The organism is Thermococcus camini (genome assembly GCF_904067545.1).
GTDB lineage: Archaea > Methanobacteriota_B > Thermococci > Thermococcales > Thermococcaceae > Thermococcus > Thermococcus camini.
Genome location: NZ_LR881183.1, coordinates 27,138 through 50,746, shown reverse-complemented (window position 1 = coordinate 50,746; position 23,609 = coordinate 27,138). Strand labels below are relative to the sequence as shown.

The following is a 23,609-nucleotide window of genomic DNA, read 5'->3' as shown; positions in this document are numbered from 1 at the left end:
TTTGATACCTCCAAACGGGGCTTGAGAAGGTAGTGCTTCATGTCTCCCCGTGCAGTTTCCGTTTTTTGCATACCATTTAGTATAGTGTGTCAAATTTGAATAGGAAAATCTTTTAAATTCTAACTTTTATTAGTACTATGGTGAAATCTCAATGAGGAAGGCAGTAGGAGTGTTGTTGATAATCCTCCTGCTCGGATCGATAGTGGCTGCAGCAGGAGGCACAGCCTACGCCACTAGCGTTGAAGCCCAGAACGACCCGTACGAGAAATTCTGGGAGATACTCAACAAGGAAGCCGAACTCGTTGTCAAACTCAACCACTCTGGACCTTACAATCTCCTGGTTCAAAGCATTGCCGTGGAACTGATTCAAAACTCTCGCCTTGGTGCTGAGAATGCCGCAAACATTTCAGCCTTAATCTGGCAGGCTCTGGAGGAATTGAAGGGTTCCGGCGTGAAGACGTACTACACTGCGGAAGAGTTAAAGGAAATGGCTCAAAACATCAGCCAGAATGGCCTCCCCCAGGAGACTGTGGAAGCTTTGAAGGCTCAAGGATGGACTGATGAGCAGATTCAGGCGTTGGAAGATTACATCGTCAAGAACGCTGACGAGATTAACGAGGACTTCAACATGACGGCCTTTCTTGAAAACTTCTCCATGGCTTTCATTGATGTTGCCTTCAAATACAACGAGTACGAAACATGGACGCTCAAAAAAATGGAAGTGGACTCGTTCTGCCGAATTCCAGCAGACCAGTGGCAATGAGATAATAAACCCAACACTCGCCAAAGGCTGGCTTGAATTCTATAAATCTTACTCCTCCAGGAATTACAAGGAGATGGAGAAGAAAGCTCGTCAGTTGAGAGATTCAATGTATGAACTGCTGACTGGTGTAAAAATATCCGGTAATCTGACCTTCCTCAAAGATGAGAAAGTTGTAACCCAAACAGGAATGATCAAGAGTGTCAACCATACCACAAACGGTTCCTTAGTCTTCACAGTGCTAGTTACTATTCCAGATGGCGATTATCTAATCTGGAATACTACTACTTATTACTGGCACAATGCATTAAATACCTACAAATTACTGGATAATGTTCTCACATTGGCAACCGCAATAGCGTCTGGAAACGAAAATTGGGAAACTGAGAGTATGTTACACCAGAAAGTTGCCGAATTAAAAGATTCTCTAAAGGTCGTAATAGTCAAAAGCGAGAATTATAGAACTAGAAAAAAAGATGAACCAATAAAACCCATAGAGCCGATATATCCAATAAACCCGAAACTCCCTGTACAGCCAGTATATGCAGGCTCTACAGAAGAGCCCACAATATCAACAGAACCCTTTACTAGCATAGTCACAATAACCCCTGCTGATGAAATCACCACAATAGCCCTGAATCCAGAAGACAATCAGAAAATCTTAGAGATAAACCATATAGCGATCACTCCAGTCGAAGTATCAACAGACTATGCAACATACAAGGTCTCCATGGACATCACGGTTAGTGGAGCAAGCGCCACAAACGTAACGGTAGATATCAAAGGAACGGAACTTAAGTACTCCAAAAACATCGGAGCTATAAACAACGGGGAAACCATCACAGTTGAGAGTACAATCAGCGGAAGAGTTTATGGGGATTACGAAGTGGAAGTCAGCGGAAAGATTAAGGTGACGTATCAGTTCACCACAGAATATCGCACCAACTCAAAAAGCGGCTTAAATCCAGATGATACTTCCTCAAAATATTCAATACGCCAAGCCGTTGAGGGGTACTCCTCAACGATAAAGCTTCAATACGACCCCACAAAGAACATAGACGTTGAAGTCACAACAATCCCTCAGAGCGGAAATATTGAAGAGGGTGACTCCGTCCAATTCAAAATAAAAGTTAGCAACCTCAATCCCTTCAGCGTTACTGGCAACTATTCTCTGAAAGTTGAAGTACCGTACATAGTCGAAAATAACCTTATAGAAAGTAAATTCAAAGAGTTCACCGGTTCTCTTTCGCTTCAGGGATTCGACTACTCGACCGTGTACATTGAACGCATCAATTATCCCAAGCAGGGAACTTACAAGTACGAGGGCTACTTCAAGGTGGGACAGTACTACAAGAAGTTCAACGGTACCATAGAAGTCAAACCTAGCCCAGATGGGGACTCTCCAAGAATCAAAATCACCCCACTGGACTGGCCATCAACTGCCCGCAGAGGAAATACCGTCAGCTTTAAGGTACAGCTCGACAGCACATACGATGATGACAGAGATGCAAAAGTAGAACTGATAATCGACGACAAACTCCCTCCGGTTCAAACGATTGAGACGTATGTCAAAGGAGGGTCAAGCACCGTGTTGACGCTCACCTGGAACGTTCCAAGCGCCTTTCCTATAGGTGAGCACAGTATAAAAGTGAAGGTCACTTCAAGACCCGCTAACTCAAACAACCCATGGGACCTCGAAGCCAGCGAGACAAAGTCGATTATAATCCAAAACTTTAATGACAGGTTCGGTATTAAGTTGGCCGCTTACCCGACTGAGCTTGAGGGTGGTGGAGAAGTGTATCTCCAAGTGAAGGCATGGAATTACGATGGGTCATCAATTACAGTTAAAGGATTCATTGAATTCGGAAATGAGTCTATAGGCATCGAAGCCAAGATCCCAGCAAACGCTAACGGTGATTCCATAATAACGCCCAGACGGAACATCGTTGGAGTCGGCACTCACACGATCAAGCTCTTCCTAGACAATTACGATGGAAAACCCAACGGAAAAGGAGAAGAACACTGGAGTGAAGTGAGGGTGGAAGTGAAACCGATGAACGGGACGGAGTTAAAGCAAGTGGGCTTTGAATGCGATGATGCTAAATTTAACTGGAATGGTATAGAATACAAGGCCACATTAGTGTGCAGGGCATTTGTTTATAACCCCACACAAGAGAATATCTACTTGAACTCTGGGGGTGTTAAGGAATGGCATGTTGACAACCTAGATTTTGCGGACACTCTCAGTTCCTCATGGGAAGTTGAGTATCCCAACTTAGTGCAGAGTTCCGAGACTGCCACAATAATCTTTAGGAACACAGCACGCACAGGACTAATGACCCTTGAAAAAGACTTGTCTGGAGCCTATGTCTCGATATCACTGAAATACATAATATCCCCACAGAACGGAAATGACATTACATTTACAGGCACTGACATAATAAACATAAAGCAGGACAGCAAAGACGTGATAGTGGACGTTGGAACGAATGTCATACTCGTTGGAGCAGATATTAAGGCGGGAATAACAATACTAAGACTAGCACGCAATGGTGAAGTCGTAAGTGCTTTAAAAAACTCATGGCCCTATATAGTTAGTTTCTTTAGATGGACTTGGCCAAAACTCCAAAATTGATGGGGGGATGAACATGTTAGGCGAGAAGCTACTGATTCTTTCTATCTTAGTTTTTTCCGGTATTTATGGAGTATTTACATATCACGGGGACACTACAAAAGGATTCAAGGTGTCCATTACCTTTTTGCTTTCATTGTACATAGCAGGAAAAATACTCTTAGTCTCTGATTCCAAGCTATGGGGATTGTTAGTACCAGTGTTGGTATTTTATCTCACGAGTGTTGGGTACTACTCATTAATAGATATAGACGGACGTCTTGATGACTTCCTTTCAGGAAGAAAGAGACAAGACTGGAACCCGAGAAACATTCTCGCCCTAACTCTGTTACTAATTTTGTTTGAGGTTGTTCCATTGATTGCGGTGTACCTTGCCACTCACAGTGTTCTCCTTTCTATTACAGTTGGACTGGGCACGGGTCTTTTCTTTTTCACTTTGTCGAATTTCAAAAAAGCGGTGTTCAAATTTGTGTTTAACATATACACAATCTTGACAGTCGTGACGACAGTATTACTAGTTTCAGGATTGTGCGTATAGTTAGAGGTGATGTAAATGCCAGCAGTTAAGAACAGATTTGTGATCCCTGCTTTTATGTTTTTTATCTCTCTAGCAATTACGTTTTATCACACAAAGTACTTAATCCCACAATTTATAATAACCACTTATATTGTTGGATTCCTTGCCGTATATTGGAAGAAAAAGCTACCCTTTGAGGAGAAAACCATGATAGTCATTGTAGTTAGCTTTCCACGATATTTCCTTCCAGAATGGGCAGTGACAGATAACATTACTCTCGCTCTCTCCCTCGGAACATTATGGAGTGTCTCCACAAGCTGGGGAATTCATACAATACTACCGAAGATGCTAGATGACAATCGAATACAATAAAGTGGCAGCTAGGTGTCATTTAGATTAGCTTCGGGTTTTACTATGACAGAGAACCCAACGGAAAAGGAGAAGAACACTGGAGCGAAGTGAAAGTGGAAGTGAAAACTGGCGATCAACTCAAACATGTAACATCAGAATGTGATCCAATACACTTCAAGTACAATATGGGAAACTATGAGGCAACCCTCACTTGTCGATTAACGATTTACAACGGATACAGTTACGACTTAAAAGTGACAGGAAACATCGTTTCGGATATTAATGTTTCAATATTAAACAAGTATCTGCAATTGCCATCAGGAAGCTCTTCACCAGTGGTCAGTTACATTGATCCCAAAACAATACCCGCCGGAGGTTACGCCACCATAACTTCCACCGCACACTTCAAAATATCAAAACCCGATATCTTTCTCATTGGGGACATATTCCCCTATTGGGAAGATGCGCGGAATGATATTCAGGTGGAGGGGATTTATGGAGCAAGGGTTCCAGTAAAAATAATTCACGACGTACCTTTTGATAAACTTGGGATTCGGCGCTTCACTCTTCAAAGCAGTGCCTACGTGGAAGTAGACCACATAGCAGTAGTTGCAGACATTGCTGCCGATACATACTTAACGTACAAACTTGGATCAAAAGTTCAGCCTATTGCTAATATCAAGTTTATCGAAGATGCCCTCAATAAGCTTCCACCAGGAGTCAAGGAGAAGGTAAAACCAATAATCGGACAGATAAGTGTCAATTGGCTTGCCAATTGGATGAAAGAGTATGCTATAACATGGTGGAGGGGATGATGAATGTCAGAAAGGGTATCATCCAGGGGGATATGGAAGTCCCTCTTTTTATTTATTCTTTCACAGTTAGGAATTGCAATTCTCTTGCATCATGAAGGTGCTCATTCAACCAAAGTTCTAGGATTGCTGACAATGCCTGTAATTCTAATCCTGTTTTTCTTAGTATACGTTGGGGATGATCCCAAGTTTGCAGGGTTCTTCTTTTATTGGTTAGGTTTTTTGATGGCCGCAAGCATAAAAGCCTCACTTCCTGTTAGGATACTTATTTTTGTCGGTTTGCCGGCATTCTGGTTTTTCGTGTATTTGGATTTAAGGAACGTACGCTGGACTTTGCTCTTGGAAATGGTTTTCAATATGGGTAAAGTTGCCCCTTTGCTTCTTGCGATAATAGCCATCGTAAGCCTTGTGGGGATTAATTACAAACTGTTCGTCATCTCAGAGGCATCTGTGTATAGGATTTTCCTCATTATCTGTGAAGTGATAGTATTTGTTGTCCTTTACAAATTAGCTAGCTCACAAAATGAATCTACCAAGAAGAAAATCATCAAACTCACACCGTGGGTTTATATATTCTTGTACATCCAATTAGTTCCGACTACAGTGGACCTTTGGGCAGGCCTTTTACTGCTGATTGTCGGCCCCATTGTATGGGCACTACTCTTAACACTTGTGATGATGACATCACTAAGAACAAAAGACGTCGAAGGAGGCGGAACATGAAGGGATTGCTCAGATACATTCCAGCTATTATCGGCCTGCTCTCTCTGGTTTATTTATTTTACACCGGCGACTGTTACGCTGAAACTGCTTATCCGTTGCTTCAGCTGAACCTGTATTTGACGGCGCTGGTTATAATGCTCCCTTGGTGGGAGGATGAGCGTTTTGGATTTGAACTAAAGGTGTTTGCCCCGTTATGGTTGTCAATGGCGGCAGTGATGGCGGGAATGGAGTTCTTGGGAGGTCTTGCAGCAATTCTGTGGTTGGCATGGCTATTCCTGCCACTCTTCAAGATTGATAGTGTGCTTATCTTCCTAAAGGAATTAACGGAGGACCTAAAGCTAAAGGAGAGTCCGATAAAAGCATTATCAATGGTGTTAATCCCACCGCTATCCATTGTAACGTGGTACCATGTAATTTTCGGGATACAAGCGGTTATCTTAATTGCCATATATATTACTTATCTCCTCCCAACAGAACTCAGGAGGTCCAAAAATATGGAGAAAGAGAAAGTAAGCAAAAAGTGATGACGATGATAAGGATAATTGAAGCCAAAATTCCAGCAAATGCTAATGGTGACTCAATACTAACGCTCGCGTATAATCTTCCCGGAGTTAGTAATCATGCGTTTAAACTCTTCCTTGACAATTTGGTTACCTTGACTACATTACGGGGTGATTGCGAATGGACGTCATTCACCTTATCTTTCTCATTCCGATTTTAGGACTCATGGCCTATCCTGACTGGAAGAGAGTACTTCAGCTTTCTTTTGCTTTTTCGCTGCTATCTCTGGAAGTACTAACACTTAGCAAGTCCTTTGAGGTTCCTCTTATAGGCTTAGGATTTGGAATTCTCTCATTTGGGATACCCTATTCTCTGATTAGAACCCAAAACAAGAAAAGCAAAAGATCTCCAAGTGATCACATTATTGTACTTCTCGTCTGGTTTATTGAAGTAAGCTACATGGTAATCAAAGGGAATGCCAAAGACTTTACCACTGTCCTCAAGGTAGCATCTATAGCCCTGCTGGACGGACTGGGAATAATCTCCTTACGCCAAAAGCCTGGAAGAGCCGATATAATGATCACACTATTGGGACTTTGGGCCCTAATAGCGGTTATTAGGAATCACACAACAGTAATTTTAGGAGTGATAACTACCGCACTATACATTGCTTATATCAACACTACAACAAAGAGCCAAACTGAACAAAAGAAGAACACCGGAGCGAAGTGAAGTGGAAGTAAAAACTGGCGATCAACTTAAACAGGCAACATCGGGCAGGCCGTTGGTGGAAGAAAGCTCCCAGAAACGATGAACGGCTACGACATGGTGTATCTCATCGAGGAAACCATTGAGTACGGTCGGCCGGACTTTGATGGGAACTACGTGGTGATAGCGTACTACCTGCCTATTATCAGTACAGGGAATACGGAATAAGCGAAATAAAAGTCATTCTCGAAAGGGATTACTACCACGGACACGTTTACTACGAGGTCGTAACCGCCTACCCCACCTACGGCCCAGACGTCGCCGTCTACCTGGACCATCACTGGGTTAATTGAGAAATAAAAAATTCAGAATCCGAGAAGCTCAATCAGCTCCCCGACAACGTTCTCTTTTTTCACAAACCTCTGCTCTCCGCTCTCCATGTCCCTTACCGTGACCTTTCCTTCCGCCAGGTCCTTCTTCCCAACGAGGACGACGTACGGAACCCCGAGCTTTCCAGCGTAATCGAGTGCCTTCCTGAGCTTTCTTCCGGTTAGTTCGCAGTCGGTTTTGACGCCTGCGGCCCTCAGGGCGCTCGTTATCTCCGCGGCGGCCCTCCTCAGCTCGGCGTCCTTCCCTATGGGCACGACGTAGACGTCGGGCCTGAGCTTCGGCTCCGGGATGAGCCCCTTCCACTCGAGTATCGGAATGAGGCGCTCGATTCCAATCGCAAAGCCCGTCGCCGGGGTTGGCTTTCCGCCGAAGACGGATATAAGGTTGTCGTACCTGCCACCGCCTCCAATCGAGCCGATTCCGAGGTCGTTCGGTGCTATTGCCTCGAAGACGACGCTGGTGTAGTAGTCGAAGCCCCTAGCTATGCCGAGGTCTATCCTTATCCACTTCAAGACGCCGTAGGCGTCGAGCAAATCGACCAGCTCGTAGAGGCGCTTGATTTCCTCCCTAGCTTTCTCGCCCGTGAAGAGCTCTTCCGCCCTCGGAAGAACCTCTTCGGGGAGGCCCTTTATCTCCACCAGCGCCATGACTTTCTCGACGCCATCATCGTCCAGCCCGAACTCCCTCAGGGCGACGGCGAAGTCCCCCCTGCTCATCTTGTCCTTCTTGTCTATGAGCCTCATCAGGCCTATGTCATCTTTAACGCCGAGCATCTTGGCAAACTCGTCGAGGAGAACGCGGTCGCCTATGTTCACGGTGAAGTCCTCAAGGCCGGTCGCCAGGTAGCTCTCAACGAAGAGCGCTATGACCTCCGCATCTGCCTCAACTTTATCGCTCCCGAGGAGCTCTACCCCGGCCTGCCAGAACTCGCGGTAACGACCGCTCTGGGGTTCCTCATAGCGGAACATGTTGGCCATGTAATACCATTTAACGGGCTTCGGGGCGTTCTGGAAGCCGTTGACGTAGAGCCTCGCGACGCTGGACGTCATGTCCGGTCTGAGCGAGAGGTTCCGTCCGCCCTTGTCGTCGAAGGCGTAGAGCTGTTCCACAACCTCCTCACCGCTCCTCAGCTTGAAGAGCTCGGTGTACTCAAAGGTGGGAGTGAGAACCTCATGAAAGTTATACCTCTCGAAGACCTCGCGGATTCTCTCGAAGACCCATCTCCTCTTCGCCATCTCCTCCGGAAGCAGGTCTCGCGTTCCCTTAACTTTTTCAAGCCGTACCTTCATTCTCAACCCTCCTTTCCTGGAAAAAGCGGAAGGGGTTAAAAGTTTAGCCCAGGAGTTTTGGCCTCGCCCGTTCACCGGGCAGTGGGCCGAAAGACCGTCAGACAGCAGACGTCATCAGGAGGTAAATCCCCACAACGCCCTGGACCATCATCTGAGCTCCGATGGCCATCGTGAACATACCGATTATCCTTATGAAGACGCCGAGGGTCGTTTTGCTGACGTTCTTGACGACGTAGAGGGTAATGAACATCGTGAGGGCCGTGAAGACTATGGCAAGGAACACCGCCGCGGTCGCGTGGTACAAGCCCTTTTCGGCGGTGAGGGTTATTGCGGTCGTTATCGCGGCCGGGCCGGCTATCAGAGGGGTCGCAACCGGAACCGCTGCAAGGGCGAGTATGTTCTTCTCCCTCTTGAGGGTCAGCATTCCACCGCTTTCGAGGGCCTCGAGGCCTATCTTGAAGAGCACGAAACCGCCGGCAACGCGGAGGGCGTTTATGTCTATGTGGAATATGTCCTGGAGAATTATCTGGCCCGAGACCGCAAAGAGGAACAGGAGGAGGAAGCCTATCAGGTTCGCCCGGACGATAAGCGTTCTAATGTCCTCTATGTGGAAGTCCTCCCTCAGGAGGCTGACCAGGAGTATCTTGTCGCTTGGGTCTATCATGATGAGCATGAAGAGTGCCGAACTGAGTATCGAAAGCCACTCGCTCATGTTCGCCACTGCGGTGATGGTTTTATAAAGCTATGCCACAAAGTGTGCACTCGGGTTACCGGGTGTAGAGGGACTTGAGTAGGGGCGGCGTTATCACCGTCGTGACGAATACCATGAGGATCGCCACCGTCAGGGCGTCGGGGCCGACTACACCGCTGGCTATGGCAACGGCCAGCATCGCCAGCTCCACACCCAGCCTGGGTATCATGCCGACGCCTATCCTGAGGGAGGAGTTCCAGTCGAACCCGGAGACCCTCGCACCGAGACCACAGCCGAGTACCTTACTGAGCACGGCCGCGAGGGTGTAGAGAACCGCAAAGGCCCCCGCGTGGAGGATGTAGCCCAGTTCTATCCTCATGCCGACCTCGACAAAGAACAGCGGGATGAAGAGGGAGTACCCCAGGACGTTCATATGGTCCATTATCGACTTTTTCTTGGAGCTCTGGCCCAGGGCGAGGCCCGTGAGGTAGGCGCCGAGTATCGATGCGAGGTTCAGGTGCTCCGCAAGGAAGGCGAAGGCTATCAGAAATATCAGGGCGAAAGCAGTCTCGGCCTCGGGCAGGTCTATGCGCGAGATGAAGCGGAACGCCCTGTCGGCGAGGCCGGGTCCGAAGTAGAGAAAGAAGAAAAGGAGGAGCGAGACCGAGATCAGAACCTCAAAGAGGGCCGCGTAGTTGACCGCGCCACCCTTGATCATGGATATCGCAATGGTGAGGATGAGGATGCCGAGGACGTCGTCAACCACGGCAGCAGCTAAAATCGTCGTCCCCTCGCGGGTGTTGAGCCTCCTGAGCTCCATGAGAACCTTGACGGTTATGCTGACGCTCGTCGGGGTCATCATGGCGCCGTAGAGAACCGCCTCGTGGAGAGGGACGAAAAAGTAAGCAACTGAGAACCCGAAGATGAACGCCACAAGGACTCCCAGACCCGCGACCACCACGCTCTGCCTCCCAACCCGCTTGAACTCCTCCAGCTCACTCTCGAGGCCCGCTATAAAGAGGAGGAGCAGGACGCCCAGGTTGGCGAACTGGCCAATAACCGGGTTGGTGTCAAAGAATATCCCGATGAGAAGGCCCCCGAATATCTGCCCCAGCACCACCGGCTGACCAATGCGCTCGAAGAGATAGCCTATGAGTTTGGCCGTTGCCAGCATGAGGGCCATCAGGAGGAGTATCTCCATATCACTCCCTCGAGAACGCCCACTTGAGGAGGAAAGGCGTTACAAGCGTTGTTATTATCACCATGCTGACCGGTATCGAAAACGTCCCCCTGTCGAACACACCCTCCCTCAGTCCGATGTTGGCCATTATGAGCGCGACCTCCATCCTCGGAACCATGCCCATTCCAATCTGCAGGGCCTCTCTGCCCTTGAACCTGGTCATCAGTCCACCGATGCCGCAGCCGACTATCTTTCCGGCTATTGCCAGAACCGCGTAAAGCGCCGCGAACGCCCCGATGTGGGCCAGAACGTGGATGTCTGTCTCGACACCTATGCTGACGAGGAAAACGGGAATGAAGAGGGAGTAACCGATGGTCAGTGTCTTGCTCGTCACCTCCCTTGCCTCGGCACTGCCCGCCACGATGAGGCCGGCTAAGTAGGCGCCTGTTATTCCAGCGAGCTGGAACCGCTCGGCTATGGAGGCGAAGATGAGCATTATGGCTATCGCGAAGGCCGTTATGGTCTCGGGCAGATTTATCCTCTCGGACGCGCGGAGGGCTTCCTTCACCGCCGGACTGCCGAGGAGGAGGCCGAGGATAAAGAACAGGGTGACCTCACCGAGGATTATGAGGACATCCACCGGATAGACGCTGCCCTTCGTGTTCATCGCCACGAGAACCGTCAGAATTATGATGCCGAGGACGTCGTCAACTACGGCAGCAGCTAAAATCGTCGTTCCCACACGGCTCCTCAGCTTCTTCATCTCCATGAGTATGCTCGTGGTGAGGCCGACGCTCGTAGCCGTGAGGATTCCACCGAGAAAGAGAGCCTGGATGTCGGAGTAGCCCCAGGCTAAAGCGCCAATGTAGCCGAGAATGAACGGTATTATGACGCCGAGAACGGCAACTATGAAGGCCGAGAGGCCGACGTGCTTGAACTCCTCAATGTCGGTCTCAAGGCCGGCCAGGAAGAGGAGCATGACAACTCCAAGCTCGGCAACGAGCCTCACTCCCTCATCGTAGGCCACCAGGTCAAGCAGGGACGGCCCTATGAGGATTCCACCGAGGAGCTGTCCGAGGGCCGCTGGAAATCCGAGGCGAAGGGTGAGGTAGCCGAACAGCTTCGCAACCACTAGTATCAGCGCCAGCTCCAGGAATACGTCCATGATTATCATCCCTCAGACTCTTTGGATTCGAGCGTTCACGAAGACACTATGCGTATCAGGCGGATTATGTCCTTGACCTCCAGGACGCCGTGGACGCGGTTTTCATCGTCAACGACGGGCAGGTGGTGCTTCCCGGTCTCTATCATAACCTTTATCGCCCTGCCGAGGTTCTCATCGACGTGGATCGTTACAGGCCTCCTGACCATTATGTCGGCAACGTTGGAGGCACGGTTTACGGAGTACTTCTTCAGGAGACCAACGCCAACTATGGAGTACCGCCGGGGGGGTTCGAAAAAGTGGAGGAGGTCCTTCATCGTGATGAAGCCCATGAGGCGCCCTTCCTCGTCAGTAACGACCGCAGAGCTTTCTTCCCCTCTGAGCTCCTGGACGAGCCTGGAGAGGGGATCACCCGGATGGAGAACGAGGAAATCCCGATCCATGACGATTCTCACCGGGACCTTGGAGATGTAGCGAATGTTGTGACTTAGCTCCTCCTTCCTCTTGAGCTGAAGGAGCCTCCTTTTGCTGTGGATTATCCGTATCTTCTTCGCTTTGGCCTCATGGGATTTTTCCCCGGCATTCAAAGTGTTCATACGCCCCACGGTTAAACACTAATGTGCGAAAGTGTTTAAAGATTTCGGGGATTCTTTTGAGTGTTACGTGTCAAAAGTATCGCACGTCCTGAACAGGTTAACCAAAAACTTGCCAAAAACTTTTTAAGGAGCCGCTCAGAGACATCGGCAAGGGAAATATGGTTTCTGAAGTGGGAAACGGAAAGACCTACGATGTCGTGATTATAGGAGCAGGCCCCGCTGGCCTCTTTGCGGCCTACGAGCTGGCGGAAAAGAGCGATTTTAGGATTCTGGTGATAGAGGAAGGCTGCAACGTCGAGCAGAGGATCTGCCCGATGTACGAGCTTGGCTACTGCATCGGCTGCCAGCCCTGCCACATAATGAGTGGTGTCGGCGGGGCAGGCGGCCTAAGCGACGGCACGATAAACCTCCGCCCGGACATAGGAGGTGACTTAAGCGAGCTGACCGACGATGAGAACTACGCCTGGCAGCTCGTCTGGGAAGTCGATAGGATTTTCCTGCGCCACAGGTCACCCAGAAACCTCTTCAAGGGCAACGCGGAGGAGATCCGCTACTGGGAGCAGAGGGCGGCACAGGCGGGTGTGAAGTTCATCCCCATAATCCAGAGGCACATAGGCTCGGACAGAACCCCTGAGGTCATAGCCGACATAAAGAGGCACCTCGAGGGCAAAGGCGTCGAGTTTCTCCTCTGGACCAAAGCTTTGGAGTTCGGGAAAGGCTGGGTGAAGGTGAAGCGGGGAAAGAAGGTCTTCACGATCAACGCCCGCTACATAATCGTCGCTCCCGGAAGGGGCGGGGCGGACTGGTTCCACGACGTGGCCAAGAAGATAGGGCTTGAGGCGAGGCACGGGCCGATTGATGTAGGCGTTCGCGTCGAGGTTCCCGCGATAGTGATGGAGCCGATAACGAGCATAAACCACGACCCCAAGTTCCACATCTATACAGATACCTACGACGATTTTGTTAGAACCTTCTGCACCAATCCAAACGGCTTCGTCGTCGAGGAGAAGTACGACTCCTATGTCGGCGTCAACGGACACTCGATGCACGAGAAGAAGAGCAATAACACCAACTTCGCCTTCCTGACGAGGATAGAGCTGACAGAGCCGGTTGAGGACACCACAGCCTACGGGAAGAGCATAGCACAGCTGGCAACGACGATAGGCGGCGGCAAACCACTCCTCCAGCGCCTCGGCGACCTCAGGAGGGGCAGGAGGAGCACGTGGGCGAGAATACGGAGAAGCGACGTCGAACCGACCCTGAGACACGTCACGCCGGGGGACATAGCGATGGCTTTACCGCATCGCGTCGTGACCAACATCATAGAGGGGCTTGAAAAGCTCGACCGCGTTCTCCCGGGCGTTGCGAGCGACCACACCCTGCTCTACGCGCCCGAGATCAAGTACTACGCCATGAAGGTTGAGGTTAACGAGAACCTTGAGACGAGCATAGAGGGGATTTTTGCGGCCGGCGACGGTGCAGGTTTGAGCAGGGACATAGTGAACGCGGCCGCAACCGGCCTTTTAGCGGCGAGGGGCATACTCAAGAAAGAAGGCATCTACACGGAGAGGGATTTCAGGAAGCCGGGGAACTGGAAAGCAAAAATTGAAGAGATGGGGGTGTGAGGGACTACCTCGCCACCTCCATCACCATCAGCAGTTCAGGAAAAGTTAATGAATCGCCGGTGTGTGTTACAATGCTTGTGCCATTTCCCGTGAATCCGATTTTCAGGTAGTAGGCATCACATTTCTTTAAGATGTCCTCCCAGTCACCACCCCCAAATCCCGGGCCCGGCCAATAATAGCGGACGAGCTTTTCGGCCAGCAGGGGGTGGTAGTAGAGTGAGAAACTGCCGGATCCCCAGCTCAGATACCACCCCTCGGTGAAGCCGTACGGGAGGTAGGTGTCAGCCCCTTCCCCCGTTTCAACTATGGATTCAAAGTACCTATCAACGTTCTCCGCAAGGCGAGCGTCCCTGTGGTAGGCCGGATACTTTTCCAGGAGGTACTCCTCGGTAAGACTCTCAATCAGCTTAACGTCGTCCTCAGTCATCCTGTAAGCCATATTCCCAATCTCATCTCCGCTCCATGTCCAGTTATCCACAACGACCTCGCCGCTTTCATCGAGGGACACTCTGTAAACCGTCACGTTCTCAATCTCACCCATTCCGGAGTATATCAAGTACCAGTAGTAGTTCCCAAGGGGTATTGGTGGGAGCCTCTGGTCAAGGACGAAGTAAGTGTTATTGACCTCGATGGCAACGGTGGCGTGGCCTATCGTCTGATTCCAGTAGTCTATGCTCAGGACATAGACCGGGCTGACATTGGCTTCCAGGAGAAGTCCAGCAGTTAGGAGGGCGTAATCCGTGCATATGCCGCTCCGAAGGGAATACGCGGTGTCGTTGATGGCCTGAACCCTGGTTAGGTTGGCGTACATCTCCCTCGCAGTTTCATTGAGGGAGTCCCATAAGGAAACGCTGAGGTTCACGTACTCTGCCTTGGTGTGGTTGTAGGCTATGTTCTCACCGACCCACCCCAGGACGGCCCAGGCTCTGTCAAGAACCGGCCCGCTGGAAAAATTGCCGGCCAGACCTGATACACTTCTCCTCAAAAGCGCACTGAGTCCTGCCCGAAGGGTTTCCTCCCCAAAACCGTACCTCCAGTCGAAGGCTGGATCGGTGCCGATGCTCACCTCGTAACCGTCGGGGAGGTAGTCGCGATCCGTGTCCCCTCTCAAGGGATCCGTCCGATAAGTAAGGACTTCCGCACCATCAAGCAGCCCATCACCGTCGGTATCGTTCACAAGGGGATCGGTCAGGTAGATGAAGACCTCATCACCGTCCACGAGGCCGTCACCATCGGTATCATCAATGCGGGGATCAGTGCCGTTTGACAGCTCCACCGGATCAAAGAGACCATCACCATCGGTGTCGGCGAGAGTGGGACTGGTGTTGAGTAGAAGGACTTCATTGTAGTCAGGGAGGCCGTCCCGGTCGGTGTCGTTGCTGAGAGGATCCGTAAGGTATGAGAGAACCTCGTCCCCATCGTCCAGACCATCACCGTCTGTGTCGTTTGAGCGGGGATCAGTACCGTAGATGTAAACTTCGTCCCCGTCACCCAGACCATCGCCGTCGGTATCTTCCATTGCAGGGGATGTGTTGTAAACGTTTACCTCAACGCCATCGTCCAGACCATCACCGTCGCTGTCCCTTAGATTTGGATCCGTTCCGTATTGGGCTTCCTCCGCGTCGGGTATTCCATCACCATCAACCGCAACCTCTGTCCCACTTGACCGGGTCGAATTGACCCGTTCTCCCCCTATGCATCCGGCGGAAAACACGGAAAGCAGGAGCAGTAGACATGTCAGGGAAGCTAGGAAAACCCTGCGCATACGGCTCACCAGAACAGCCGATACGAACTGACTATTTAAGGTTTTATCTCATGACATGATACTTTCTCACCCTGTGAGAAAAGAAGGGAAAAATTTCTAATATCAGTGAGACAGCTTAAATGGGTGATCCTGTGGAAGCGCTCGCCATGGTGATAGGCTCGGCGGTTGCATATCTCTTTCTCTCGGGAAGGAAGGAAAGGGAATGGGAGGAGGAGCTTGAGCTCAGCAGGGGCCTCAACATCGTCAGAACCTTCAAGGACCCGGACTACAACATAACTCCCAAGAACCGGCAGAATACCAAGGTCGCGGTCAAACACGCAGTCAAGATAAACAAACGCGCCCTTCTGGATGGCATACCAAAGAGTGCGACACTGATTATCGTGGACAGCGCAGGGAGGGCCTACGCGGGCAAGTTCGGGGGAATCGAATATGAAAGGAGGGGCCTGATCCTCAAGAGAGACGTCCCGAAGATCAAGATACGAACAGCAAAGCAGGGACGGCCGGTCGTGAGGGAGTACGACGACATCCAGGATGTGTACATCAAGCTTATGAAGAGCACCGAGGACGTGGCAAACGAGTGGAGAAAGGACAAGTTCTACTACGCCGCCATCGTGGCGAAAAAGAAGGGCACGTATCCGTTTAAGATAAAGAGAGGATAACGTTAAAAGCCCTCACCCTCTTCTATTTTCGGTGAGAGAAATGCCCATGAGGTGCAAGTTCTGCGAGAGGCCGGCGTTTATAAAACTCCACTACCCAAAGATGTACCTGTGCCCAGAACACTTCACCGAGTACTTCGAGAGGAAGGTAAAGCGGACCATAGAGCGCTACAAGCTGATAAAACCGGGCGAGAGGATTCTGGTCGTGGTGAGCGGGGGAAAGGACTCGGCCGTTACAGCCTTTGTGCTCAAGAAGCTCGGCTACGACATCGAGTGCCTCCACATCAACCTGGGCATCGGAGAGTATTCGGAGAAGAGCGAGGAGTACGCCAGAAGGCAGTGCGAGGCTTTGGGAGTTCCCCTCCACATCGTCCGCGTTAAGGAGCTGCTCGGAAAGGGCATCGGCGAGGTGAGAACGAGAAGGCCAACATGCTCCTACTGCGGGCTGACGAAGAGGTACATCTTCAACAAGTTCGCATACGACAACGGCTTCGATGCCGTCGCCACCGGCCACAACCTTGACGACGAGGCGGGCTTTATCCTGGCGAACCTCCTGAACTGGAACACGCAGTACCTGGCCAAACAGGGACCGATAACTCCTGCGCAGTTCAACGGAAAGCTCGTGAAGAAGATAAAGCCCCTCTACGAGCTGACCGAGAGGGAGGTTGTGGCTTATGCCCTCGCCAACGGCATAGAGTACCACATCGAGGAATGCCCCCACGCGGTTGGGGCCACGACGATAGAGGTCAAGGGCATACTCAACGAGATGGAGGAGAAGAGGCCGGGAACGAAGATAAACTTCGTGAAGGGCTACCTCAGGAAGAAGGAACTCTTCGAGGGGGAGCTCCAGGAGACCGACCTCAGAGAGTGCAGGGTCTGCGGCATGCCCGCCAGCGGCGAGGTCTGTTCTTTCTGCCGGTTCTGGCGCAGGGAGGAGCCATTAAACTTCAGACTCTGACTCTTTCCCTTCGAATGGCAGTTTTCGAGAGAAAAAAGTAAGACAGAAGACTATTTAAATCCAGTCGGAATATTTTCTTACATCATCTACACCACAAGTAGCAGGGTGATAAAAATGAGCGTACCCGACGGCCTCATGGTGAACCTCTGGGAATCACTGAGGATGGGCGAGATAGTCCTCATGGAGAGGACGGACAGCGGGGATCAGTACTTCGGCTTCTACCAGGTTGTGAGCTGGGGCAGGGGCAGGGGATACAAGGTTGTGGTCATCGACATCCTGGACTCACTCCATATCCTGAAGGCCAAGGCGCGGCTCGCGGGCCTGGATGAAGGGGCTCTGGACAGCGTGAAGGTCATCAAGATAGGTGGCACAATAGAAACCGGGGAAGTCGTTGGATGGATAAGGGACATCTCCGAGCCGGTTATTCTAGCAAAGAAGTTCATGGAGATATACACCCGGCTCCTGGAGTCCGAGGGGCCGACTCTCACTGCAGTGGTGGGCCTTGAGAAGCTCTTTGTAGCATCTGAGTTCTCGCCGAAGAACGTTCAGGTCATACTCAGCGCCATATCCAAATACGTCGGCGACGAGAGGAGGCTATCAGTCCAGTTCCTGAAGGCCAACGTCATAGAATGCACCAGAGAACCGGTCGTCAGGCTCCTGGAGGACCTCGCGACCACTGTAATCCAGATATCGAGAAAGGACAGGGCTACTGAGTTCAAGATACTGAAGTCGGTGGACCCGAAACTCGAGGGAATGACGATAAAAATATGAGGCTCAGAGCTCCCTGAACCTCAGCCTGAACCTCAGCTCCCCATCCACCGGGAACAGCAGAGTATAGCTGACGCCCTGCTGCACGAAGTCCCAGCCGGCTTCGCTCTGGCTGAGGGTCTTTATCGGGTACTTCCAGACCTTTGCCTTTTTGTCGAGCTCTATCCCTACCTTTCCGATGCCATACGGGTCGTTCACCTCGAACTTCTCGGCCTCGAACTCTTCCGGCTGTTCCATGACGCTGTGGACGGCCAGGTTCAGCTCAACGCCGAAGAGGGCTTTGACTTCACTCCCCACGGTGTAATCCACGATAAAGCCGTCCTCTGCCAGGCGGAAGGACTTTTCCACCCTCGCCGGCCTTCCGGAGACGGTTCCGTCCCTTTCGAGGGTGACGCCGCCCTCAAAAAGGCTGTAGTCATAGGCACCCGTCACGAAGTCCCCGAGCTCGATGTGCCTGTTGAGGCGATACTCCTCGAGTGCCGTCTCCGGGTCGAGGAAGTGGTCCTGCAGGATGGCCCTCATGCGGTCGTCGTAGGCAAGTTCACGTCTTATCTCGTCCGGGATTTTCCTGCCGACCTCGTGTATGCTCGCCACGCCATCCCCGTCTTCCTCCTCTGGAGTGGCCGCCTCGGGAACCTCGTGGTAGTGCTCCCAGCGCCTCGCGAGAACGTCGTTGTAGTTTACCGCCTTTTTCTTTGAGCTGAGCTCGAAAAGGGCTCCCCCGTAGGCTGGCTTGAAGACCGCGTAGAAGTTCTCGTCCTCGATGAATACCTCATCACGACCGTCAAAGTCTATGTCGCGGACGAAGCTGCCTGTGGAGGCGAAGCCGTTGGCCCTTATTATGTTCTCCCAGACAGCCCTGCGGAGGTGCGGGAGGTAGACCCCCCCGAAGACCCCGTGCCAGTAGGCGTCGTTGCACTGGGCCCTGAGGATGAACCTCCTAGCCTCTGGGTTGTCCCTCACAAGCTTGCTCACCATGAGCATCCTCTTGTGCATGTAGTTGCTCTCAGGATACTTGAAGAAGAAGTTCTTCCATATCCCACCCCTGACGAAGACGCGGTACTTCTCGAACTGGCCCTGTCCCTTGAGCTTTTCAACGAACTCCACGAAGAGCTTCGCCTGCTTTGCGGGCAAGGACCACTCACTCATCTCGAAGTAGGAGGCTATCGGGAGGTAAACCAGCCCGCGGGGCTTGAACCTCGCGAGGTACTCGGAGTAAAGCGTTAGATTTATTCTCTCATCGCTCGAAATCCTGTCAAAGAACTCCCTGAGCCAGCCCTTCTCGTAGACCCACTCGTACGTCCCCGGCCAGACACCGAACTTCTCACCGTCGTCGTGGAACACCGCGACCCTGCTCTCGTCACCGTTGTCAATGCTGTGGAGGTACTCAACGGTCTTCTCAACCGGGCGGAACGGGATGAGGTAGCGGAGCTTCTCGTCTATCGGGAAGACCGCAATGACCTCCCCGCCATCCTCGGTGTAGTACGGCCAGTACAGCTCCTCCTTGCTCAGGCCGGCACTCATGAAGTGGTAGTCATCGACGATGACGTACTCGATTCCCGCCTCGCGGAGGCTCTTGACGAGTTCGGGCTGCCAGACGCGCTCGGTGAGCCAGACGCCCCTGGCGTCGTAGCCGAGTTTCTTCGCAAAGTCCTTCAGAAGGGTTATCTGTTCAATCCTGTCATCCTTTGGAATGGCGGCCAGGACGGGCTCGTAGAAGCCCGCCACGACTATCTCCAGCTGCCCCTTCTTCACCAGTGAGCGGATTAGCTCGATGTGCTCGGGCTTGTTCTCGGCCAGCCACTCAAGGAGCGGGCCGCTTATGTGGACCGCGGCCTTCATGTTCGGATACTCCTCCAGTGTCTCCATGAAGGGCCTGTAGGAGCGGTCGTAGGCGCTCTCGAAGACCCAGCCGAAGTTTCCGAGGGGCTGATGGTTGTGAATCCCGAAGATGAAGTTCACCATTGGCAACCACCCACCAAAGCTGTTATCACTAGCGGTGATATGGAAAGAAAGGCATATAAACCTTTTTCTCATAATACTCACTACGGGTGACTACCGTACACCCCTGGGGATTTATCCCCCAATGGAGGTGGATGATGTGAAGAAAACGGCGGCAGTTATGTTAACCTTCGTTCTGTTGCTCGGTTTAGTGCCCACGTTTAGCGGCCTCGTCAGCGCCATGTACGGCACTAAAATCATAGACGGAAGCCTCAGCGACTGGACTTCCGCTGACCTCATAGCCGCTGGAAAGGACAACGGACAGGCCGGAGCCAACCTCGACAGGCTCTATGTTTCATGGGACGACCAGTACCTGTACATAGCCATCAAGACCAACAACACCGGAAGCTGGGACGTCGCTTACGGAATAGGAATAGACATCGACCCCGGAACCGGCAACGGTTACGTTTCCGGAGGAGATTCCTGGGGAAGAAGCGTTGAGTTCTCGAACGGCTTTGCTCCAGACTATGAGATTTACTTCTGGTGGGGCTGGGACAGCGGAATGGGAACTGATAACTTCAACACCTACACCGGAAGCGGCTGGAACTACAACAGCATCTCCGGCGTCGGTGGGAGCTTCGCCTACACCGGCGACACATCGACCGGCCTCCAAACGGTCGAGATAAAGATACCGTGGAGCGCCCTGGGAGGAAAGCCGGAGAAGGTAGCGGTGATGGCATGGGTCACTGGAAGCGGCGGCTCAGCGGTGGACAGCCTCCCCGTTGATCCGGCCATAGACTACACCGACATCGGAAACGAGTGGGGGGACACCGACACCTTCACCAGCATGGCGGTTCTCTACGTCGCTCCCAAGACCATAGACGGCAACCTGAGCGACTGGAGCGATGCCGACCTCGTGGCCGTTGGAAGGGACAACGGGCAGGATGGAGCGAACCTCGACAAGATGTACGTCTCCTGGGACGACCAGTACCTCTACATAGCCATCAAGACCAACAACACGGGAAGCTGGAACGTCGCTTATGGAATAGGAATAGACGTCGACCCTGGAACTGGCAACGGATACACGAGCGGCGGCGATTCATGGGGAAGGAACGTCGAGTTCGCCAACGGATTCGCCGTTGATTACGAACTCTACTTCTGGTGGGGCTGGGACAGCGGAATGGGAACTGATAACTTCAACACCTACACCGGAAGCGGCTGGAACTACAACAGCATCTCCGGCGTCGGTGGGAGCTTCGCCTACACCGGCGACACCTCAACGGGCCTTCAGACCCTTGAGATAGCCATTCCTTGGAGCGCCCTTGGAGGAAAGCGCTCCAGGTTCGCCGTTATGTCCTGGATAACCGGAAGCAGCGGCTCGGCCGTAGACAGCCTCCCCGTTGATCCGGCCATAGACTACACCGACATCGGAAACGAGTGGGGGGACACCGACACCTTCACCAGCATGCTCGTCGGCGAGTGGTTCCTGATGGCAGACCTGACCGTCGGCATGAGCGGACCCGGCGTGGTCGGCCTCAACAGGAACGCCGTCTACAACGTCACCGTCAGGAACGAGGGCTCCCTGCCTGCCCAGAACGCCAGCGTTGCCGTGTACGTGAACGACACCCTCGCGGCCAACTGGACGATAAGCCTTGGAGCCGGCGAGAGCAGGTGGTTCACCTTCACATGGAAGCCGAACGCCACCGGGCTCTACACGATAAGGGCCGTCGTGGACAGGGAGAACGCCATACCCGAGGCCAGCGAGAGCAACAACGAGTTCACCATGAACGTACAGGTCGTCTGGGTGGGCAACATAGACGTGGACGGCAACCCGGACGACTGGGTAAGCCCCGATATCACCCCCAATTCCTACACCGTCCAAGATGGGTACTTCATCTGGAGGGACGCCGAGAACGACCAGAAGACCGACAAAGACCCGTACCTTCCGGGCGGAAGCTCCTCCCACGCTGACCTCACCGAGGTCGGCGTCACCAAGGACGACCGCTACGTCTACTTCCTCTTCAAGTTCAAGGACATGAGCAACATCAAGATAGGCGACAACGGGGCGACCTTCATAGCGGTGCCGATAGACTACAAGAAGGGCGGGGGCGAGACCTTCGCGGGCAGAATGGACACCAGGACGGTCATAGCCTGGGACATTCAGATGGCAATCAACCTCGGAGGAAAGCAGTACGTCGGCCAGACCAAAGCGACCGCTCCAGCCGGGGACAGCCTGACCTCGCTGCTCTACTTCATCGACCCGAGCGGAAAGGTCGTGAAGGTCGATGGGGCGATGGTTGGAATAGACCTCGAGGAGAACGCCATTGAGGTAAGGGTCCCGGTCAGCGTCTTTGAGGGCGCGAAGGAGTTCAGCTTCCAGGTCGCGACCGGCTTCAGCTACGGCGAGGGCGTCTGGAACTTCGGAAACGACTTCGCGGACGACGGAATAAGCGACATCGTCGATACAATAAGCACCGAATCCACAGTCAAGGAGCTCGCCGACAACGTGCCCGACTACTACGTCCGCATAAGAATGGACAACATCATCGAGGGCGGAAGCGTCGTCTCCGTCAAGCTCCAGAGGCTCATGGCCTTCCAGAACGCTTTCGTGATGCACAACAGGTACTACGGAGTCAGGCACTTCGAGAAGGACTACGGCAGGTACACCGAACTCGACGGCCAGCTCAAGAACATGCCCCTGACCGATGACATGACGAAGAGGCTCAACGAACTCGAGAACGAGGTTATGGACCTTCTCAGGCTCTACAATGAGGGCAAGGAGCTCATAGACAGCCCGAACTACGCATTCGGAGCCTCACTCAAGATATACCGCGCCTACACCGGCCTCAAGAAGGTCGTCAGCGAGATGGAGGCCATGCTGGAGAAGGCCCAGAGTGGGGAGCTGGAGAGGGAGAAGTACATGCAGGAGCTCGCCAAGAACCTAACCAAGACCATAGACGGAAACCTCGACGACTGGAGCGTCCAGCCGGTGGCGGTCGATGAGACCGGCTACGGCCAGGACGGAGCGAACCTCAAGGCCCTCTACGTCGATTACGACGACCAGTTCCTCTACATCGCGATAACCACCGAGAACAAGGCCTCCTGGAGGATCGCCTACGGCATAGCCCTCGACTACAAGGACGGCGGCTACACTACCGGCCAGGACAGCTGGGCCAGGAAGGTGAGCTTCAGCAGGGGCGTCGATGCACAGCTCTACTTCTTCTGGAACGGCGAGTTCTTCGGCGACAAGGGAACGGGCAACATAACCAGCGCCCAGTTCATGCTCTGGAACGACGGAAGCTGGAAGTACGAGGAGCTCAAGTGGGTGGGCTTCTACGCCTACACCGGCGGGGCCGAGAACGGACTGCAGACGCTCGAGATAGCGATCCCGTGGAAGGCCCTCGGCGTCAAGCCCGGAGAGATAAACGTGGTCGCCTACGTCACAGGACAGGGTGCCGGCGATTCCGCCGTCGATTCACTGCCGCTCCAGGACGCGGTCAAGGACACCGACCCCGGACAGGAGTGGGGCGACGCAGATACCTTCACCCAGTTCGCGACGGTCACCATAGAGTGACCGCCCGTTT

21 protein-coding genes are annotated in these 23,609 nt (G+C 52.4%); 14 read left to right on the top strand and 7 right to left on the bottom strand.

Translation table 11 applies throughout. From position 1 onward, the window contains the following. The first annotated feature begins 151 nt into the window (after positions 1 to 151). The 9 genes from TIRI35C_RS11095 to TIRI35C_RS11180 all read left to right on the top strand — a co-directional run bounded on the left by TIRI35C_RS11095 (position 152) and on the right by TIRI35C_RS11180 (position 7,232). The gene (locus TIRI35C_RS11095; protein WP_246454621.1) at positions 152 to 763 is read left to right on the top strand and encodes a hypothetical protein; all 612 of its coding nucleotides are present in this window, start codon (positions 152 to 154) and stop codon (positions 761 to 763) included. Between the two features lie 73 nt (positions 764 to 836). Next, a complete protein-coding gene (locus TIRI35C_RS00245) occupies positions 837 to 3,395 on the top strand; it encodes a hypothetical protein (protein WP_246454620.1) in 2,559 nt (852 codons plus the stop codon). 13 nt (positions 3,396 to 3,408) lie between these two features. Further along, positions 3,409 to 3,930 carry a hypothetical protein gene (locus tag TIRI35C_RS00240; protein ID WP_188201301.1) on the top strand — a complete coding sequence of 174 codons (522 nt, stop codon included), beginning with the start codon at positions 3,409 to 3,411 and terminating at the stop codon, positions 3,928 to 3,930. Positions 3,931 to 3,945: 15 nt separating this feature from the next. After that, the gene (locus TIRI35C_RS00235; protein ID WP_188201300.1) at positions 3,946 to 4,281 is read left to right on the top strand and encodes a hypothetical protein; all 336 of its coding nucleotides are present in this window, start codon (positions 3,946 to 3,948) and stop codon (positions 4,279 to 4,281) included. A gap of 92 nt (positions 4,282 to 4,373) precedes the next feature. After that, a complete protein-coding gene (locus TIRI35C_RS00230) occupies positions 4,374 to 5,075 on the top strand; it encodes a hypothetical protein (protein ID WP_188201299.1) in 702 nt (233 codons plus the stop codon). A 3-nt stretch (positions 5,076 to 5,078) separates the two neighbouring features. Then, positions 5,079 to 5,795 carry a hypothetical protein gene (locus TIRI35C_RS00225; RefSeq protein WP_188201298.1) on the top strand — a complete coding sequence of 239 codons (717 nt, stop codon included), beginning with the start codon at positions 5,079 to 5,081 and terminating at the stop codon, positions 5,793 to 5,795. Next, entirely contained in the window at positions 5,792 to 6,319 is a 528-nt protein-coding gene (locus TIRI35C_RS00220) for a hypothetical protein (RefSeq protein ID WP_188201297.1), read from the top strand. The genes TIRI35C_RS00225 and TIRI35C_RS00220 overlap by 4 nt, the downstream gene beginning before the upstream one ends. Before the next feature lie 157 nt (positions 6,320 to 6,476). Continuing rightward, on the top strand, positions 6,477 to 7,028 hold the full coding sequence (locus TIRI35C_RS00215; protein ID WP_188201296.1) for a hypothetical protein: 552 nt from the start codon (positions 6,477 to 6,479) through the stop codon (positions 7,026 to 7,028). A gap of 78 nt (positions 7,029 to 7,106) precedes the next feature. After that, positions 7,107 to 7,232 carry a hypothetical protein gene (locus TIRI35C_RS11180; RefSeq protein WP_281400295.1) on the top strand — a complete coding sequence of 42 codons (126 nt, stop codon included), beginning with the start codon at positions 7,107 to 7,109 and terminating at the stop codon, positions 7,230 to 7,232. A 137-nt stretch (positions 7,233 to 7,369) separates the two neighbouring features. Here TIRI35C_RS11180 and hisS read toward each other — a convergent pair whose 3' ends face one another. The 5 genes from hisS to TIRI35C_RS00190 all read right to left on the bottom strand — a co-directional run bounded on the left by hisS (position 7,370) and on the right by TIRI35C_RS00190 (position 12,312). Beyond that, positions 7,370 to 8,683, bottom strand: a complete 1,314-nt coding sequence (gene hisS / locus TIRI35C_RS00210; RefSeq protein ID WP_188202880.1) for a histidine--tRNA ligase — start codon at positions 8,681 to 8,683, stop codon at positions 7,370 to 7,372. A gap of 97 nt (positions 8,684 to 8,780) precedes the next feature. Next, a complete protein-coding gene (locus tag TIRI35C_RS00205) occupies positions 8,781 to 9,395 on the bottom strand; it encodes a MarC family protein (RefSeq protein WP_188201295.1) in 615 nt (204 codons plus the stop codon). 55 nt (positions 9,396 to 9,450) lie between these two features. Then, positions 9,451 to 10,575 (bottom strand): cation:proton antiporter, encoded by a 1,125-nt coding sequence (locus TIRI35C_RS00200; protein ID WP_188201294.1) that lies wholly within the window; start codon positions 10,573 to 10,575, stop codon positions 9,451 to 9,453. 1 nt (position 10,576) lies between these two features. After that, positions 10,577 to 11,719: a cation:proton antiporter gene (locus TIRI35C_RS00195; protein WP_188201293.1), complete on the bottom strand. Its 1,143-nt coding sequence runs from the start codon at positions 11,717 to 11,719 to the stop codon at positions 10,577 to 10,579. A gap of 35 nt (positions 11,720 to 11,754) precedes the next feature. Continuing rightward, a complete protein-coding gene (locus TIRI35C_RS00190) occupies positions 11,755 to 12,312 on the bottom strand; it encodes a CBS domain-containing protein (RefSeq protein WP_188202879.1) in 558 nt (185 codons plus the stop codon). Between the two features lie 158 nt (positions 12,313 to 12,470). Here TIRI35C_RS00190 and TIRI35C_RS00185 point away from each other — a divergent pair, with 158 nt between their 5' ends. Further along, positions 12,471 to 13,937: an NAD(P)/FAD-dependent oxidoreductase gene (locus tag TIRI35C_RS00185; protein WP_188201292.1), complete on the top strand. Its 1,467-nt coding sequence runs from the start codon at positions 12,471 to 12,473 to the stop codon at positions 13,935 to 13,937. Positions 13,938 to 13,941: 4 nt separating this feature from the next. Here the strand turns inward: TIRI35C_RS00185 and TIRI35C_RS00180 are convergent, their stop codons facing one another. Then, positions 13,942 to 15,702, bottom strand: a complete 1,761-nt coding sequence (locus TIRI35C_RS00180; protein WP_188202878.1) for a transglutaminase-like domain-containing protein — start codon at positions 15,700 to 15,702, stop codon at positions 13,942 to 13,944. A gap of 131 nt (positions 15,703 to 15,833) precedes the next feature. On the opposite strand from TIRI35C_RS00180, the gene TIRI35C_RS00175 reads away from it, so the two are divergent. The 3 genes from TIRI35C_RS00175 to TIRI35C_RS00165 all read left to right on the top strand — a co-directional run bounded on the left by TIRI35C_RS00175 (position 15,834) and on the right by TIRI35C_RS00165 (position 18,087). Then, positions 15,834 to 16,361, top strand: a complete 528-nt coding sequence (locus TIRI35C_RS00175; RefSeq protein WP_246454617.1) for a hypothetical protein — start codon at positions 15,834 to 15,836, stop codon at positions 16,359 to 16,361. A gap of 40 nt (positions 16,362 to 16,401) precedes the next feature. Further along, positions 16,402 to 17,316, top strand: coding sequence for a tRNA-5-methyluridine(54) 2-sulfurtransferase (gene ttuA / locus TIRI35C_RS00170; protein WP_246454779.1), 915 nt, complete (start codon positions 16,402 to 16,404; stop codon positions 17,314 to 17,316). 114 nt (positions 17,317 to 17,430) lie between these two features. Further along, entirely contained in the window at positions 17,431 to 18,087 is a 657-nt protein-coding gene (locus TIRI35C_RS00165) for a DUF257 family protein (protein WP_188201291.1), read from the top strand. A 3-nt stretch (positions 18,088 to 18,090) separates the two neighbouring features. On the opposite strand, the gene TIRI35C_RS00160 is transcribed toward TIRI35C_RS00165, so the two are convergent. Further along, positions 18,091 to 20,055, bottom strand: a complete 1,965-nt coding sequence (locus TIRI35C_RS00160) for an alpha-amylase/4-alpha-glucanotransferase domain-containing protein (protein WP_188201290.1) — start codon at positions 20,053 to 20,055, stop codon at positions 18,091 to 18,093. 151 nt (positions 20,056 to 20,206) lie between these two features. Between TIRI35C_RS00160 and TIRI35C_RS00155 the strand changes: the two genes are divergently transcribed. Further along, positions 20,207 to 23,599, top strand: coding sequence for a CARDB domain-containing protein (locus tag TIRI35C_RS00155; RefSeq protein WP_394354776.1), 3,393 nt, complete (start codon positions 20,207 to 20,209; stop codon positions 23,597 to 23,599). Positions 23,600 to 23,609 lie beyond the last annotated feature (10 nt).